The following is a 15,766-nucleotide window of genomic DNA, read 5'->3' on the forward strand; positions in this document are numbered from 1 at the left end:
ACCGAGCCCCGTTTCGGGGCTGTGCTCGGTACGTAGCGGTTCGACGCTTTCCGGTTCACACAATCGTCCGCATGGAACGCACGGCCCATCCCAGAAGTGCGGCGGCGGCCAGCAGCGTCCAGGGGGTCGTGGACGCGAGCACGTCCACGACCGCGTCGGCGGGGGTGCTGAAGGAGCCCCGTACGGCACCGAACAGCCACAGGACGCCGCCCGCCGTGGCGCCGGCGGCCGGACCGAACCTGACGGACAGGGCGAGTGCGAGCGAGGTGGCGAGCAGGGCGTGGCCGAGCCAGCCGGACACGACCGGCCACCAGCCGGGCCCGCCCACGAGGGCCGAGCAGCCCACCGCGAGGAGAAGGTCGATGCCGAGTACGAGCGTCAGCCTGGTCAGGAACACCGCGGTCGGGGAGACCGGCAGGGTGAAGAGGAGCTCACGGCGGGGGTCGCGCCGGGGCGAGGCGACGAGCAGGGCTCCGAACAGCATGAGCAGCACGGTCACGGCGCCGAAGAACCGTGCTCCCAGGCTGATCTGAACGTGCGTGGAGGCCAGCAGGGCGGCCGTGAGGAAACCCGCCGCGTTGAGGGCGGCCCATCGGACCGGCATCAGTGTCATCTGCTGGGCGAAGAGCTGGAGGACGAAAGCCGGCCGGAACGGAAGTCGTCCAGATCTCGATGTGACGCGCGCCTCCTTCCGCGCTGCCGCCGGGTGGACGGCGCGCCGGCCTTCGCCGCCGGCGAGCAGCGCCGGCCCCAGAAGCACGTCGAAGGACGGTGGGGCGACGTTCACGGCATCCGTGCGCAGTGCCTCCCCGAGTACGTGCCAGGTGTCGAGCCGCGTACGGCAGTCCGGGCACTGCGCCACGTGCGGGGGCAGGTCGGGGGTGTCGGACCTGGCCAGCAGGGTCAGTACCTCGTCCGAGGGGTGTTCCCCGGGATGTCCGGTCATCGTCGTCCCGTTCCTTCCAACCGCTTCGCGGTGAGCATGGTGCCGAGTCTCCGCCGTGCGTGGGACATGCGGCTTTTGACAGTGCCCACCGGGATGGAGAGCACGGAGGCCACCTCGGGGTAGGGCAGGTCCTCGACCAGCACCAGGGCGAGCACCTCGCGCAGGTGCTCGGGCAGCGCGCGTACAGCGGTGAGAAGTTCTGATTGCGCGGCGTCCCGGAGTACCTGGTCCTCGACGCTCGGTGCGGAGTCCGGGACGTCCAGGGCTTCGGCCAGGTCGACCGACTGGGGTCGGGAGCGCCGCAGCTGGTTGTGCGCCTGGCGCTTCGCGATGCCGAGCAGCCAGCCCCGCACGGAGGACTCGCCCCGGAAGCCCGCTGCCGAGCGCCACACCGCGAGCCAGGTCTCCTGAAGGATCTCCTCGCAGACGCCCTGGTCCGAGGAGAGTCTGCGGATGAGTCGAAGCATGGCAGCGGCATGCCTCTCGTAGAGGGTCCGCAGGGCCGTCTGATCACCGCGGGCGACGGCAGCGATCAGAGCTTCGTCCGTACACATACCTCATACGTATCCCAAAACCTCCGATCGGTTCACCAGCCCCGACGAACTAAATGTACTTTCCAGCCACTTCGGGACGGAGGCGGCCCGTCCGCACCGTCGGCGGGCGTCGCACGGCTTGGCAACTGCCACAACTGCCACAACTGCCAACCCAGTTCGACTCTCTTGAGCACCCCCGACCACCTGTGGTTCGGTGATCAACAGATCGCGATCCATGAACATCCAGCCACGTTCGATGAAGGAGTGTCCATGGGCCTGACCATGTCGCCCCAGCCCCAGAACAACACCAACCTCTTCGACCTCGACCTTGAGATCGGCGTCGAGAAGTCCATCGCCGGCCCGGCCATCACGAGCATTTCGTACTGCACCCCGGGCTGCACCAGCGAGGGCGGCGGCTCCGGCTGCAGCCACTGCTGCTGATCTCACGCATGACGTACGGTCGGGCGGCTCACCCGCCGCCCGACCGTAGGCAGTTCCCGTAGATGACGTGCGTGCGCACCGCGGGCGCGCGCACGTCACCGCGGACGCACGCACGCAGGGACACGAAAGGGAAGGATCCATGGGGGAACCAGAACCGACGGCACTGTTCGAGGCGCGGGACATCTTCCTGCACCGCGCACCGCTGGCGCAGTCCACCGGTCCGGGTGCGGGACCTGTCATCACCGCCGAACACGGGCCCGACCCCCAGGACCTCGAAGCCTGCGCGGCTCTCCTCTCCTCCGTACCGGCCAACCCCCGCCTCCAGGAGGCGCTGGCCCTGGCCTCGCCCAGCCTGGACGCACTGGTCCGCCGCGTCGCCGAACGCGGACCTGCCGGCATCAGGCCGGGCCAACTGCGCCGCGCCGCTCTCGCCGTACTCCGCTACGACATCCGGATGCGCACCAGGCCCACCCCCTTCGGCCTGTTCGCGGGCGTCTCCGTCGGCCGCTTCGACTCGGCCGCGAAAACGGAGCGCGGAAACGACCACCGCACGCGCACGCATGCGGACATGCAGTGGCTGACCCGGATCGGGCACCGTCTCGAACAGGACCCGGCCGTCCTCGCCGGGCTGCCCGTCCAGGCACACCAGGCGCTGGTCCCCAGAGGCGACCGTCTCGTCCTGGCTTCCCCCTCCACCCAGGGGGTGCGTCCGGGGGACAACGGCGAGGGGCGTTCCACCGTTTCGCTGCGCCGCACGCCGGTCGTCGAGCGGGCCCTCGCCGAGGCCGCGTCCCCGCTGCCGTACGCCGAGCTCGTGCAACGCACACTGGCCGCTTTCCCCGGCGCCCCGCTCGACCGGGTGCGGGACCTGCTCGCCGAGCTGGTGCGCCAGGAGTTCCTGATCACGGGCCTGCGCCCGCCGCTGGACGGCGGCGACCCCCTGCACCACGTACTCGGCCTCCTGGCGGGCGTGGACATGGACGCGGCAACCGCCGAGACCCGGCGGATCCACGAGGGCCTGCAGGCCGTCGAGCGCGAACGACGGCTCTACGACACCCAGGCCGTGGGCGAGGGGAGCGCGCAGCTGGGCCGGCTCCTCGCCGCCGCACGAGCCGTCGAGCCGGACGACACCCCCCTGCACATCGACACCCGCACGGACTCCTCGCTCCATGTGCCGCATGAGGTGCGGAACGTCATCGAGCGGGCCACGACCGTCATGTGGCACCTGTCCCGGCCCAAGCTCGGGCTCTTCTCCCTGCGGGACTTCCACCGCCGGTTCCTCGACGTGCACGGAGCCGACCGGCTCGTCCCGATCCTGGAACTCCTGGACGAGTCCACCGGACTGGGTCCGCCCGCCGGCTACGGCTGGCCCAACAGTGAGGCCGCACCCGTCCCGCCCGCCGACCCGCGCACGGCGACCCGGGACCGCGCGCTGGCCCGCCTCGCGGCAGCGGCGCAACGCGGTGGCCACCGGGAGATCGTCATCGGCGACGCCGACCTCGCCGAACTGTGCCATGACGGGGTGGAGGCGCCCGCCACAGCACCCTCCGCCGGCCTGCCCAACTCCTGCGAGGTGACCGTGCAGCTGGTCGCCCCCCGGGTGGAGGCACTTGACGAGGGTGACTTCCTGGTCTTCCTCTCGCCCTCACCGGGCTCCCACCGAGCCGGATCGACCTTCGCCCGCTTCGCGGATCAAGACCCCCAGTGGAAGCAGGAGTTCGCCGCCCTGCACCGTGACAACCCCGTGCACGTCCAGGACGCCGTCCCGGTGGACCTGGCGTTCCGGCCGCGCTCGGGGCGGGCCGCGAATCTCGCGCACACCGTTCCGGCGACCGGCGTGCGGATCAGCGTAGGGGTGCCGAACGTCGCGAACGGCGATCGAAGCGCCGGCGCCCCGGAACCGGGGACGCCGGGCGGCGTCGAAGAGCTCGCGCTGTCCGACATAGGCATCGGCGCCACGCTCGATCGCCTGACGGCCGTCCACCTGCCCACCGGCCGCGAACTCGTGCCGGTTCTGGGCAACATGGTCAGCGCTCCGGCCCAGGCACCCAACGCCATACGTCTGCTGTGGGAGATCGGGCTCGAAGGACAGCGCCTGTGGGAGCCGTGGAACTGGGGACCGCTCGCCGACGCGCCCTTCGTACCGCGCGTTCGGTACGGGCGGTTCGTGCTCGCCTGCGCCGTGTGGCGGCTCGACACCCTGCGCGCCATGGCGCAGGAGCTGCGGACCCGAACCGCCGAACCCCAGCCCGGGGAATGGGCTGCCGCCGTCCGCACGTGGCGCTCGCAGTGGGACGTACCGAACCACGTGCTCGCCGTCACCGCCGACCAGCGCCTGCTCCTCGATCTCGACGACGCCTGGCACCGCGAGCTCCTCCGGGACCAGGTACTGCGCCACCACGACCTGATCGCCCAGGAGGTCCCGGGCGAGTACGAGGGCTGGCTCGACAGCCCCCTGGACGGACACACGTCGGAACTTGTCGTTCCGATGGTGCGCCGGGACGCGGTCGCCGCGGAAGCCGACCCGACGGTCCCCGCTCCTTCGGTCCCGGCTCCTTCGGTCCCCGCCGCTCCTTCGGCCCCCGCCTCCGCCGGGTTCTCCCTGCGGCGTCCCTACGCGGGCAACCGCCAGCTCGCGCGCACCGTCCACGGTCTCGGAGGCGAGTGGCTCTACCTCAAGCTGTACTGCGCGGCGCGCGCTCAGGACGAGCTGATCCGTGATCACCTGCCCGAGCTCGTCTCGCTGGCCGCCGGCCTCGGCTGCGACAACTGGTTCTTCATCCGCTACACCGATGCCGACGGCCACCACCTGCGGGTACGTCTGCACGGCACCGATCCCCGTGCGCTGTGGGGAGAGGTCGCTCCCGCGGTCGGTACGCTCCTGGACCGCTGGCAGCGGTCGGGGCTCGTACGCGGACACGCGGTCGCACCCTACGATCCCGAGATCGAGCGGTACGGCGGCCCGGACGCCCAGCACCTGGCGGAGCAGGTCTTCCGCTTCGACAGCGAAGCCGCCGTCGAACTGCTGCGGCTCGTCAAGAACCCCGTGCCCGCGTCCGAGGGCCCCGCGCGCTTCGAGCGGCTCGACCTCGACGATCTCGCGGTGGTCTCCTGTGCGGCCCTCGCCCACGCCTTCGGCCCGCCCGCACCCGACAACCCCCGGCTCGCGGACATGCCGGCCGACCCCGGGGACGACGCCGCGGTGGCCTGGCTCTCGATGACGGGCACGCGCCGCGAGCTGCCGTCCGCCTTCCGCTCCCGCAAGGCGCACTGGCGCCGTCTGGTCGATCCGTACGACGGCTGGCCCGGGCTCGCCCCGGACCCGACGGGAGCCCGGCTGCTCGCCGTCCTCGAGGAGCGCGACCGTGCGGTGCGCCGGCTGGCCGACGCGGTCCGCGCGGGCGGGCCGACCCCGGAGGGACGCGTGGTGGGCAGCCTGCTCCACATGGTCTGCAACCGGCTCTTCGGCGGCGACAGCGCGCGCGAGATGACAGTCCTCGGCACGGCCCGCGGCGCGGTGCAGGACCACTTCAACCGCCGGAGGCACCAGAACTCATGACGACCGACACGCACGGCACGGACACCTCACGGCCCGCGGCCGACCTCACGACCGCCGGATCCGCACCGGCCCCTCTCACCGCCGAAGCGGCCGTCGCCCTTGTGGCGTCCCGGCTCGCCGACCCCGAGCACGTCGCGAGCGTCGCCTCGCGCGAGGACAACCGCGACCCCATCTACGACGCCGTGATGTGGGGTCCGATGACGCTGGCCAACGGCCTGCCCGGCACCGCCCTGCTCTACGGCGAACTCGCCCGCTCCGACGACGCCTGGCGGCAGGCCGCCCACCAGCACCTGGCCGCCGCGGGCCGCGCCATGAACTCCGCGCCGAGCCTGGGCCTGTTCTCCGGGCCGGCGGCCCTGCTCGCGGCCGCCCAGACCTGCGCCGGACCCGAGGGCCACTACGGGTCGCTCCGCAAGAGCCTCGCCGGCTGGCTCGCCCAGGACCAGACCGACCGCCTGGACGCCTTCCGCGACCGGAGCGGCGCCGGTGGCCCCGGCGTCGACTGGGCCGCGTACGACCTCATCAACGGACTGGCGGGCACGACCCGCCTCCTGCTGGACTCGGCGACGGACGCCGCCGAGTCCGGTCCCGCGGTCGAGGAGGCGCTCGGCCGTTCCCTGCGGCACCTGATCGCGCTCACCGAACCGGTGCGGGTCCGCGGACGGGACGTTCCCGGGTGGTGGGTCCCCGCCGAGCTCCAGGTCACCGATCGCGACCGCACGACGTACCCGCGAGGCGACTTCAACCTCGGCATGGCCCACGGGATCACCGGTCCGCTCGCCGTGCTGACCTCCGCCTACGAGAGGGGGCACGCGGACGCCGCCCTGCGCGACGCCATCGTCCGGATCGCCGAGTGGCTCCTCGGCTGGACGCTCCACGACGCGGCCGGACCCTACTGGCCGGCCCGCGCGAGCTGGGACGACGAAGTCGCCGACCAGCGCCCCGGCCCGCTCTTCACCCGTACCGCCTGGTGCTACGGCACCCCCGGTGTCGCGGCCGCCCTCTTCCGGGCCGGACGCGCCCTGAACCGCCCGGAGTGGACCACCGCGGCCGTCGACGCGCTGCGGGCCGCTCTGCGGCGGGACGAGTCCGAGTGGGCGATCGAGGGCGCGACGGTCTGCCACGGCTACGGCGGACTGCTGAGGATCGTCGCCCGCGTGGCCCGGGACGTCACGGACCCCCAGGCACGGGCCGAACTCGAGGTCGGCCGGGCCCTGCTGCTCAGGCGGACCCTGGACTGTGCGGATCCGGACGCCCCGTTCGGCTTCCGCCACCTCATGCGGTTCGCCGCCGCGGCCCGTTCGCCGGTACCGCACCGGGCCGTCGACACCGCGGGCATGCTCGAAGGAGCGGCAGGTGTCGCCCTGTGCCTGCTTCCCGTGCACGACTCCCCGCTCGCCTGGGACCGCACGCTGGGGCTCGCATGATCCGGCCGCCGCTCGCACCGCGGGAAGACGCCCCCGCGCACACACCCGGCCTTCCTCCCGCACCCGTCGCGGCCTTCGAGACGACAGGTCTGGTGGTGCGGTACGGCAACGTGACCGCCGTCCAGGACGTGTCCCTCAGCTCGCCCCCCGGCCGCATCACGGCCCTCCTCGGGCCGAACGGCGCCGGGAAGTCGAGCCTGTTGGGCGTCCTGTCGACCGCCTCACGACCCCATTCCGGACGGGTACGCATCTTCGGGCACGACGTCGAGGAGGCGCCGATGGCCGCCCGCCGGCGGCTCGGTCTGGTCTTCCAGGAACGCACCCTGGACAAAGAGCTCTCCATCGACCGAAACCTCTGGTTCCACGCCCGCCTCTTCGGGGTGCCCCGAGCGGAGGCGCGCGCCCGCATCGACACCCTCCTCGAACGGTTCGACCTCACCGGACGGCGCCGCCAGCCCGTCGAGGAACTCTCCGGCGGCCTCGCCCGGCGCGTCGAGATCGCGCGTGCGCTGCTGCACCGCCCGGGCCTGCTGATCCTCGACGAACCCACCAACGGCCTCGACCCCGCCGTGCGCGCCGGGGTGTGGTCCGACCTCCGGCAGCTGCGCGACGAGCTCGGCGTCACCGTCCTGTTCGCCACGCACTACATGGACGAGGCGGAGTACGCCGACGACATCGTCATCCTCCAACGCGGACGCGTCGTCCGGCACGACAGCGTCGGCCGTCTCAAGAGCAGCCTCGACTCCTCGCGCATCGTGGTGTCCTGCGCGGACGACGAAGCCGCCGCACGGCAGCTGCGCGCCGCCGGGTTCGAGCCCCTGATCGAGGACGGCGGCGTCGCGGTGCACTGCCCCGACCCGGAGGCCCGGATCGCCGACGTCGTCCGCGCGCTCGACGTACCCGGCCTGACGGTCTCCGTGCACCGCCCGTCCATGAACGACGTGTACCTCGCGGCCGCCGCCCACTCCGACAGCACCCGCCCGCCGCAGACGCAGGAGAGTGTGAGCCCCCGATGACCGTCGCCCCTGCCCCCGCTCCGCCCGACGGACGGCTTCCCCGGCACGCCCCGGACGGCACGTCGCCCCTCACCCCGGCCGACGCCCCTCTGCGCACCGCTCTGCGCGCCATCGCGGTGATCGCCCACCGCGATCTGCTCCGTCAGGTGAAACGGCCCGGAGTGCTCCTCAGCCAGGCCGTGCAGATCCTGTTCTTCGTCCTCGTGTACGCGGTCGGCTTCGACGGGATGATCGGCACCGTCGGGGCCGACGGAGCGGGCGACCCGGTGGAGTTCAGCGCGTACGTCTTCCCCGGCATCATCGCCATCCAGGTCGTCTCGATCGGCATCGCCTCGGGCCAGACCTACGCCTGGGACCGCGAGTACGGCGTACTGCGCGAGCTCATCGTCGCCCCCGTGCCACGGATCTGCCTCCCCTTGGGAAAGGTCGCCGCCGGAGCCGGGATGGTGACCGTGCAGAGCGTGCTGATGCTGGCCCTGTCCCCCCTGATGGGCGTCCATCTGACTCCGCTGCGCTTCCTCGCCGCGGTCGGCTGCTACGGGCTCGCGGCCACCGTCTTCAGTGTCATCGGCCTCTGCCTGGCCACGGTCATCACGCGCGTGCAGACCCTGCAGGCAACCGTCCAGCTCGCGATGTTCCCCATGCTGTTCCTGTCCGGCTCGGTGTTCAGCCCGCAGGACGCTCCCACCTGGCTCGGCTGGATCATGCATCTCAACCCCATGACCTATGCCGTCGACCTGGCGCGTCAGACCCTCCTCGGCAGCAGCGGCCTCCTCCCCCTCTGGGCGGACCTCGCCGTGCTCGGCGCGATCCTCCTCGCCGTCCTGGCCCTGCTGCGGCTGCGGAGCGGCCGATGACCGCCGCCGCCCGGGTGCTGGCGGGTGCGCTCGGCTGGCTGGAGACCAACCTCGAGTGGTTCTCCCCCGAGCGCTGGGAGGAACACCTGCCCCGCCGGCCCTTCCCGCCCGGCACGCTCCTCGAACTACTGGGCCTGGTGCGGCTGCTGAACCGGCCCGGCGTCCCACCGGAGGCCGACGCCGCCTTCACCCGCCGTGCCGTCGACCTGGCCGCGCGCACGGCCGCCGCGCCCTCCTTCGGCGAAGGTCTGCGCACGGCCGGCGAGCTCTTCCCCTACCACCTCAATCTGGTGGCTCTCCTCGACCTCCTCGGCCGCCCCCAGCCCACGGCGCGCAGCCGCTGCCAAGCGCTGCTGGACGCCGATGCCGGCGGCCACACCCAGCTGTACAAACCCGTCCTCAACCGTCTTGAACTGCGCTACTTCCTCGACCGGGGTGGTTTCGCCGCCCCGGCGCGTCTGCCTGACGCCGAGTCGCTGTACGCCCGGAGCATCGCCGCCCTCGGCCCCGACGTACTCCAGCTGACGAGCAGCGAGACGTACGCGCTGACGCACTCCGTCTTCTACGCCACCGACTTCGGGCAGCGCCCCTGCCCGGACACGCCCGGAAGCGAAGCCCTGCGAGAGGCCGTACGCGTACTGCTCGGCGTGCACCTGGCACGCGGGAACCTGGACCTGCTGTCCGAGCTCCTGCTGTGCGCCCGGGCACTGGGCGGACCCACCCTGTCCTTCGAACGGCAGGGATGGGAAGCCGTCGAAGCCGCTCAGCGCTCCGACGGGGCCGTTCCCAGCCCGGTGCACAGGCCCGCGGTCCTCGAGGGCCTGACCGGCGACAAAGCCGCTGCCTACCTCTTCGGCACCTGCTACCACACGACGCTCGCGGCCGCGCTCGCCGCGGTGGTGACCCTGCGTTCCGTCCCCCCGGGACCGGACCTCGGAGTCCCGATGCCCCGCGCGGACCGCACGGAGATGATCGCCTGGGCGCACGAGGTCCGCACGCGCCCCTCCGCTCACGACGCGTGGCGCGAACAGCTCGACCCCCTCCTGGTGATCGCCGTGCAGGATGGCGATCCGGTGCTCCTGGACGAGATCCTGCACGCCGCCGCCCACCTCGGCTCGCAGACCGCTCCCCTGCCCCGCTCGGCAGCCGCGCTGCGCCTCGCCCTCGAGTGGGACTCCCCCGCACCGTGACCACCCCACCGCCCCGCAGGCACGTGTCCCGGTGGATCGGCGGGAATCCGGGCGCTCCGGGGCCGACCAGGACGCGGGAGGGACGCCGGGGGTTCTTCCGCCGGTAGGGCGCCCTTCCATGGGACCGGCAGGGGCAGCGTGTACGCTCTTCGGCCCAGTGCGCGACCACGAAGGTGACCTCCCCTGGCGTGTCCGGTGCTCGCCCCGCGGCGCCGGATGGAGGATGGCCCGCGACGATCCGCCCCTGCCGCCAGGAGACTCCGTGCTGGAACGCAAGCAGCTCAAGGACCGCACCCAGGTCACATTCGTCCTGCCCGCAGATGCGCCCCCCGGCCCGGTCAGCGTGGTCGGTGACTTCAACGACTGGCGGCCGGGCACCCACACCCTGGTGCCCCGCGAAGACGGTACCCGCGCGGTCACCGTCGCCCTGCCCGGCAAGAGCGTGCACTCCTTCCGCTACCTGGCCGCAGGCGACTACTGGTTCGACGAGGACCACGCCGACGGCCACGACGGCACCAACAGCCGCCTGCACACCTGAGTCGAACGCGCGTGGGCGGGCACCCCAGCGGTGCCCGCCCGCCCGGCTTTCCGGGCCCGAGAGCACGGGCATGACGAGACCTACCGAGAGGAGCGGCCGGATGACCACGGCGCGCGAGATCATGACGGAGGGCGCCGAGTGCATCGGCGCCGAAGAGACGGTCCTCGAGGCCGCGAAGAAGATGACGCGGATGGGCGTCGGAGCGCTGCCGATCTGCGGCACCGACGACAGGCTCAAGGGCATGCTCACCGACCGCGACATCGTCGTGAAGGTCCTCGGCGCCGGCAAGGACCCCGCCCAGTGCAAGGCCGGAGAACTCGCCCAGGGCGAAGCCGTCACCATCGGAGCCGACGACGACGCCGCCGAGATCATGCGCACGATGGCCGACCACCGGGTACGGCGCCTGCCCGTCATCGACGGCCACCGGCTCGTGGGCATCGTCGCCCAGGCCGACGTCGCCCGCGCCCTGCCCGACCCCCAGGTCGGCGACCTCCTTCAGGCCCTCTCCGTCGACTGACCGGCGCCGGCTTCGGAGTGTGCGTCCGTAAGCGGGGTATGCGCGCGTCGTGCAACACCCCGCGCGTATGACCACGCGGCAAAGACCGGCCCTCAGGGTAGGGAAACCTGGGTGTTCGTCCCGTAATCCGCATAGACGAAGGATGTTCATGGACGCGATCGTGCTTCTGCGTGACGACCACAAGACCGTGGAGAAGCTGTTCAAACAGTTCGAGAAGACCGGGGACGAGGACACGGCCGAACGCCGGAGGATCGCCGACCAGGTCGTCGAGGAGCTGACCGTCCACGCCTGGATCGAGGAGCAGATCTTCTACCCCGCCGCCCGCGAGGCCGCGCCCGACACCACCGACCACATCCTGGAGAGCATCGAGGAGCACCACGCGGTCGTGTGGATGCTGTCCGAGCTCAAGGGCATGGACGCGGCCGACGAACGGTTCAAGGCGAAGATGAGCGTCCTGATGGAGAACGTCCGCCACCACGTCGAGGAAGAAGAGAAGGAATGGTTCCCCGACGTCCGCAAGGCGATGGGACGAAACCGGCTCACCGAACTCGGTGAGCGGCTGGAAGCCGAGAAGCCGAAGGCGCCACGGGATCCGCTGGCCACCCCCAGCGCCGGCAGCCGATGACACCGGCGGCCGGCTCTCGCGGTGCGGCTCTGACGGCGGCCGGTGCCTCGGCCCTTGCCGGGATGCTCACCGTGTTCCTGACGGGCTGCGGGGCGTCCGGGACGCGCGTGGACGGTGCCCGCGATGCCGGCCGCGCCTTCGAGCAGGCGCTCGCCTCCCGGAACTACGGGGCAGCGTGCGACCTGCTGGCCCCTGAGACCCGCACGCAGGTGGAAGAGGACGAGAAGCAAGCGTGCGGGAAGGCGCTGGAGGGGCAGGACCTCCCGGCCTCGGCAGCGGTGAACGGCGCCGAGGTCTACGGGCGGCAGGCTCTCGTCCACGCCGGCGGCGAGACGCTGTTCCTGTCGCAGTTCACCGGCGGATGGCGGGTCGTGGCGGCAGGCTGCACCCCGCAGGAGGACAAGCCCTACCAGTGCGTCGTGAAGGGCGGATGAGCGTGCGAGGACTTTTCGTTGCCTGCCTGGTCGTGATCCTGGGCGGGCTCGGCTACTTCATCGCGATCGGAGCGATGCAGCGATGAGCGGAAGCCGACAGGGGAGCCGGCAGGACGGGAGCTTCTGGAGGGACAACAGCCTCACTCTCGCCTTCGGTTCGGCGTTCCTGCTGGTCCTGCTCGGACAGGCGCTGGCCGGACACGCCGACTTCAACGCCCAGCTCGCCGACGACGGCCTCCAGCAGATCAGTCTGGGCGAGTACATGACGTCCTCGGACTTCGCCGTGGACGTCACGGAGAACTGGCAGTCGGAGTTCCTGCAGTTCTTCCTGTTCATCTTCGGCACCGTCTGGCTCGTGCAGCGGGGCTCACCGGAATCGAAGGAGCTCCACAAGATCGGTTCCGAGTCCGATCACGAGCAGCGGGTGGGCGATCACGCCGGGAAGGACTCGCCGCGCTGGGCCGGCACCAAGGACTGGCGGCAGCTGGTGTACTCCCGCTCGCTGGGCCTCGTCATGGGCGCTCTGTTCGTCCTGTCCTGGCTGGCCCAGTCCATCACGGGAGTGGCCGCCTACGACGAGCAGCAGCTACGCCAACTCCAGGACCCCATCGGCTGGGGCGCCTACCTGATCGCACCGGACTTCTGGAGCAGGACGCTGCAGAACTGGCAGTCGGAACTCCTGGCCGTGGCCGCCATGGTCATCCTGTCCGTCTACCTGCGCCAGCGGGGATCGCCGGAGTCCAAGCCGGTGGGCGCCGCCCACACCTCCACCGGCGTGGAAGGCTGAGGGCCCGAACGGGCCACGCGCAACCGCCTCGGCCGGCCGGACCCGGGCAGGCCGCGAAGGGCGACCGGCTGGTCGGGGTGGCCTCCTTCTCCCCTTCGCGCACGCTACGGAAGATGCGCTGGACCACCACCTTGGTCAGGACCCTGTCACCGCGGATCCCGACGAGCGCGTGATCTCCGGGACGGGAGCCCGCCGTTCGAGGACGGTGGCCAGCGCCTCGACCACCTGGCCGACGGTGATGCGCAGGAGCCGGGCATCGGGCAGCGACGCGTGTGCGTCGCCCGGCCGCAAGGGGTCCTCGCCCGCGCGGGGACACCACAGCACCCGGTGCTTCGGGTGAGGGGGCGGGCCCCACAGGCAGGGGGCCACCGGGCCGAAGAGGACGACGGACGGGGTACCCAGGGCCGTCGCGAGGTGTGCCAGACCCGTGTCGCCGACCAGGACACAGCGCGCACCGGCCACCAGCGCGCAGAGCTCGTGGAAGGGCACGTCCCCGGAGCCGCCGAACACCGCCTCCTGTGGCAGGCCGGCCTCCCTCGCCACCCGCCGCGCCAGCGCCCCCTCCCCCGCGCCCGCTGTGACGACCACGTCCTCGCCCGCTCGGCGCAGGGCCCGTACGACCGCCGCGAACCGTTCCGGGGGCCACCGGCGCGAGCCGGCGTCCGCGCCGGGGTGGACGACGACCGCGCCCGGGGCGGGCGAGGCGCAGGCCGGGGCGGCGATCGAGAGGTCCGCGGGGTCGGCCTCGATGCCGTACCAGCGCAGCAGACGGCACCAGCGTTCCCGCTCGTGCTCGTCGTCGCGCCACTCGGGTCCGATGATGTCGGGGGTCTCGGCGTGCCGGTAGGCGAGGAGACGGCGCGGCCGCAGCCGCTGGAGGAGCAGGTGGCTGGGTGGCCCGTTCCCGTGCAGGTCCACGGCCAGCTCCGGCGGCGGTCCCTGCCAGCCCAGTTCGGCGGGCACGCCGCGTCCGCGCGCGGTCGTGGGCAGGACACGGTCGACGAGGCCGGTGGCGACCGCGACGGTGGCCAGCCGGCCGGGGGCGGCCAGGACGATGTCGCGGTCCGGCATGCTCCGGCGCAGCGCCCGCAGGCAGGGCACCGCCGTCAGCAGGTCGCCGAGGCCCAAGGCCCGCAGGACCAGTACCCGGGGGCGGCCGCCCGCCGACACCTGGTCGGCCGGAGCGTGGCCTGCCCGCTTGTGCGCACTCATGCCCTCCACTGTCCCGAGGACGGTCCCGGGGGGCACGCCGGGTTGCGCCGCACGGTGTTCGGCCTGTTGCGGGCAGCCGCTGTGAGCAAACACACCGGCTGCCCCGTCGGCCTTGGCGGGCCAGGGCCGAGGGCCCTGTCGGCGGGCCGGCGGGCGCCTCGGGTCACCGATCCGGCCGGGAGGTTCTGCCACCATGGACGGGGCCGTTCCTCCCCCCTTCTACCGCCGGACGTCGCCGTGCGCGTCGGCGGTGCGGAGCGCCCGCTCCCGCCCGCCTGCCGCCTCTCGCGCTTCGCGCTCCGTCCTGGGTCCTTCCTGTGTCTGCCACTGTCTCCGCGCCCTCTTCCGCCCCGACCCCCGACCGCTCTCCGTGGCGGTCCCTCCGCTACCCCAGCATGCGCTGGTGGGCCGTCGCCAACTTCGTGTCCAACGCGGGCACGTGGATGCAGCTGACGGTGCAGAACCTCATGGTCCTCCAGATCACGGGATCGGCAGCCGCCACCGGTTTGTCCGTGTCCATCCAGATGGCGCCCGGTCTGCTCCTGGGTCTGGTGGGCGGCGCGGCCGTCGATCGCCTGCCCCGCAAGCTGACCGCCGCCGTCGCACAGGCCCTGCTGGGTGCCGTGGCCCTGGTCACGGCCGTGCTGGTCGCGCTGGACGGCCTCAACCTCCCGGTGCTGCTCGCGCTGGCGGCGGTGACCGGTCTGATCGCCACCGTCGACGGGCCCGCGTGCGCGCTGCTCGGCAACGATCTCGTCCGCGCCCCGGACGTACCCTCCGCCATCGGAGTGGGCTCGCTCGTGCACAGCGCCGGGCGGCTCGCGGGTGCCGCCCTCGCCGGCGTGGCCGTCGGCTTCCTGGGCACGGCGGCGGCCTACGCCGCCAACGGCCTGTCGTTCCTGTTCGTGGCCGGCGTGATCCCGTTCCTGAAGGCAGCCGACCCCTCCCCGGAAACCCGCCGGGCATCCGCTCCCGCTGTGCGGCCGGCGCCCGAACCGGCCGCGGTGAAGAGCACGAGCGCCCGGGAGGGACTCGCTTTCTTCATGCGGCGCCCGCGGCTGGTCGCCCTCGCCGCCCTCAACGGGGTGAGTGCGCTGTTCGGCCGCAACTACTCCCTCACCCTGGTGGTCCTGGTCACCGGGCCCCTCGCCGGTGACGCCGCTTCCTTCAGCAAGGTCTCCACGGTCCTGGCCGTCGGCGGGATCGTCGGCGCGGTCCTGGGCGCCCGGCTGCGCAGGCCGGGCGTGCGCGTGGTGGCCGCCCTGACCCTGGCCGGGGCCCTCCTGCAGGTCCTCGCCGGGCTGGCCCCCTCCCTCCTGGTGCTCCTGGTCCTCGTCCTGCCCATGGCGGTGGCGGAATCCGTCGGGGACACCGCCCAGTCCACCGTGCTCCAGACCGACCCGCCCGCCCACATGAGGGGCCGGGTGCTCGGTGCCTGGTCCAGCATCCGCACCGTCTGGGGCCTGGCGGCGCCGCCCATGCTCGGAGTGTTCATGGAGCTGGCCGGGGTACGGGTCACGCTGATCGTGGGCGGGCTGGCCATCGCGACGTTCGTGACCACGGGGTACCTGCTGAAGGGCCGGGGGCCCCGCAGCGCGGCGCTCGTCCCGGTGCGCGAGGTGGCCCTGCCCGCCCGGGCCCGGCTGAGCACCGCCGCCTGATCGGCGCGGGCGGGTTACGACAC

General features: G+C 72.5%; 15 protein-coding genes. 12 read left to right on the forward strand and 3 right to left on the reverse strand.

Going from position 1 to position 15,766, the window contains the following annotated elements; translation table 11 throughout:
* Positions 1-55 precede the first annotated feature (55 nt).
* Together ACZ6JT_RS28950 and ACZ6JT_RS28955 are read right to left on the reverse strand one after the other, a co-directional pair.
* Positions 56-946 (reverse strand): hypothetical protein, encoded by an 891-nt coding sequence (locus ACZ6JT_RS28950; protein ID WP_469214173.1) that lies wholly within the window; start codon positions 944-946, stop codon positions 56-58.
* On the reverse strand, positions 943-1,500 hold the full coding sequence (locus tag ACZ6JT_RS28955) for an RNA polymerase sigma factor (RefSeq protein WP_134070481.1): 558 nt from the start codon (positions 1,498-1,500) through the stop codon (positions 943-945). Before ACZ6JT_RS28955 ends, ACZ6JT_RS28950 begins: the two co-directional genes overlap by 4 nt.
* Before the next feature lie 249 nt (positions 1,501-1,749).
* Here ACZ6JT_RS28955 and ACZ6JT_RS28960 point away from each other — a divergent pair, with 249 nt between their 5' ends.
* The 11 genes from ACZ6JT_RS28960 (at position 1,750) to ACZ6JT_RS29010 (ending at position 12,870) form a co-directional block, all read left to right on the forward strand.
* Entirely contained in the window at positions 1,750-1,920 is a 171-nt protein-coding gene (locus ACZ6JT_RS28960; RefSeq protein WP_376614183.1) for a gallidermin/nisin family lantibiotic, read from the forward strand.
* 139 nt (positions 1,921-2,059) lie between these two features.
* Positions 2,060-5,479 (forward strand): lantibiotic dehydratase, encoded by a 3,420-nt coding sequence (locus ACZ6JT_RS28965; RefSeq protein WP_469214174.1) that lies wholly within the window; start codon positions 2,060-2,062, stop codon positions 5,477-5,479.
* Positions 5,476-6,906: a lanthionine synthetase C family protein gene (locus ACZ6JT_RS28970; protein ID WP_469214176.1), complete on the forward strand. Its 1,431-nt coding sequence runs from the start codon at positions 5,476-5,478 to the stop codon at positions 6,904-6,906. Before ACZ6JT_RS28965 ends, ACZ6JT_RS28970 begins: the two co-directional genes overlap by 4 nt.
* Complete coding sequence (locus ACZ6JT_RS28975; protein WP_469214178.1) at positions 6,903-7,922, forward strand: ABC transporter ATP-binding protein; 1,020 nt, start codon at positions 6,903-6,905, stop codon at positions 7,920-7,922. Before ACZ6JT_RS28970 ends, ACZ6JT_RS28975 begins: the two co-directional genes overlap by 4 nt.
* Positions 7,919-8,779 (forward strand): ABC transporter permease, encoded by an 861-nt coding sequence (locus tag ACZ6JT_RS28980; protein WP_469214180.1) that lies wholly within the window; start codon positions 7,919-7,921, stop codon positions 8,777-8,779. The genes ACZ6JT_RS28975 and ACZ6JT_RS28980 overlap by 4 nt, the downstream gene beginning before the upstream one ends.
* Positions 8,776-9,969, forward strand: coding sequence for a DUF6895 family protein (locus tag ACZ6JT_RS28985; RefSeq protein WP_469214182.1), 1,194 nt, complete (start codon positions 8,776-8,778; stop codon positions 9,967-9,969). Before ACZ6JT_RS28980 ends, ACZ6JT_RS28985 begins: the two co-directional genes overlap by 4 nt.
* 262 nt (positions 9,970-10,231) lie before the next feature.
* Positions 10,232-10,507: an early set domain-containing protein gene (locus tag ACZ6JT_RS28990; RefSeq protein WP_030840292.1), complete on the forward strand. Its 276-nt coding sequence runs from the start codon at positions 10,232-10,234 to the stop codon at positions 10,505-10,507.
* Positions 10,508-10,607: 100 nt separating this feature from the next.
* Positions 10,608-11,024: a CBS domain-containing protein gene (locus tag ACZ6JT_RS28995; protein WP_469214183.1), complete on the forward strand. Its 417-nt coding sequence runs from the start codon at positions 10,608-10,610 to the stop codon at positions 11,022-11,024.
* Positions 11,025-11,172: 148 nt separating this feature from the next.
* The gene (locus ACZ6JT_RS29000) at positions 11,173-11,649 is read left to right on the forward strand and encodes a hemerythrin domain-containing protein (RefSeq protein ID WP_469214185.1); all 477 of its coding nucleotides are present in this window, start codon (positions 11,173-11,175) and stop codon (positions 11,647-11,649) included.
* A 62-nt stretch (positions 11,650-11,711) separates the two neighbouring features.
* Positions 11,712-12,083 (forward strand): hypothetical protein, encoded by a 372-nt coding sequence (locus ACZ6JT_RS29005; protein ID WP_469214187.1) that lies wholly within the window; start codon positions 11,712-11,714, stop codon positions 12,081-12,083.
* Between the two features lie 82 nt (positions 12,084-12,165).
* Positions 12,166-12,870, forward strand: a complete 705-nt coding sequence (locus ACZ6JT_RS29010) for a DUF6766 family protein (RefSeq protein ID WP_469214188.1) — start codon at positions 12,166-12,168, stop codon at positions 12,868-12,870.
* Between the two features lie 135 nt (positions 12,871-13,005).
* Here the strand turns inward: ACZ6JT_RS29010 and ACZ6JT_RS29015 are convergent, their stop codons facing one another.
* Complete coding sequence (locus tag ACZ6JT_RS29015) at positions 13,006-14,082, reverse strand: glycosyltransferase family 9 protein (RefSeq protein WP_469214190.1); 1,077 nt, start codon at positions 14,080-14,082, stop codon at positions 13,006-13,008.
* 395 nt (positions 14,083-14,477) lie between these two features.
* Here ACZ6JT_RS29015 and ACZ6JT_RS29020 point away from each other — a divergent pair, with 395 nt between their 5' ends.
* Positions 14,478-15,743, forward strand: coding sequence for an MFS transporter (locus ACZ6JT_RS29020; protein WP_469214192.1), 1,266 nt, complete (start codon positions 14,478-14,480; stop codon positions 15,741-15,743).
* Positions 15,744-15,766: the final 23 nt, after the last annotated feature.

The organism is Streptomyces sp. NPDC046308 (assembly GCF_055588065.1).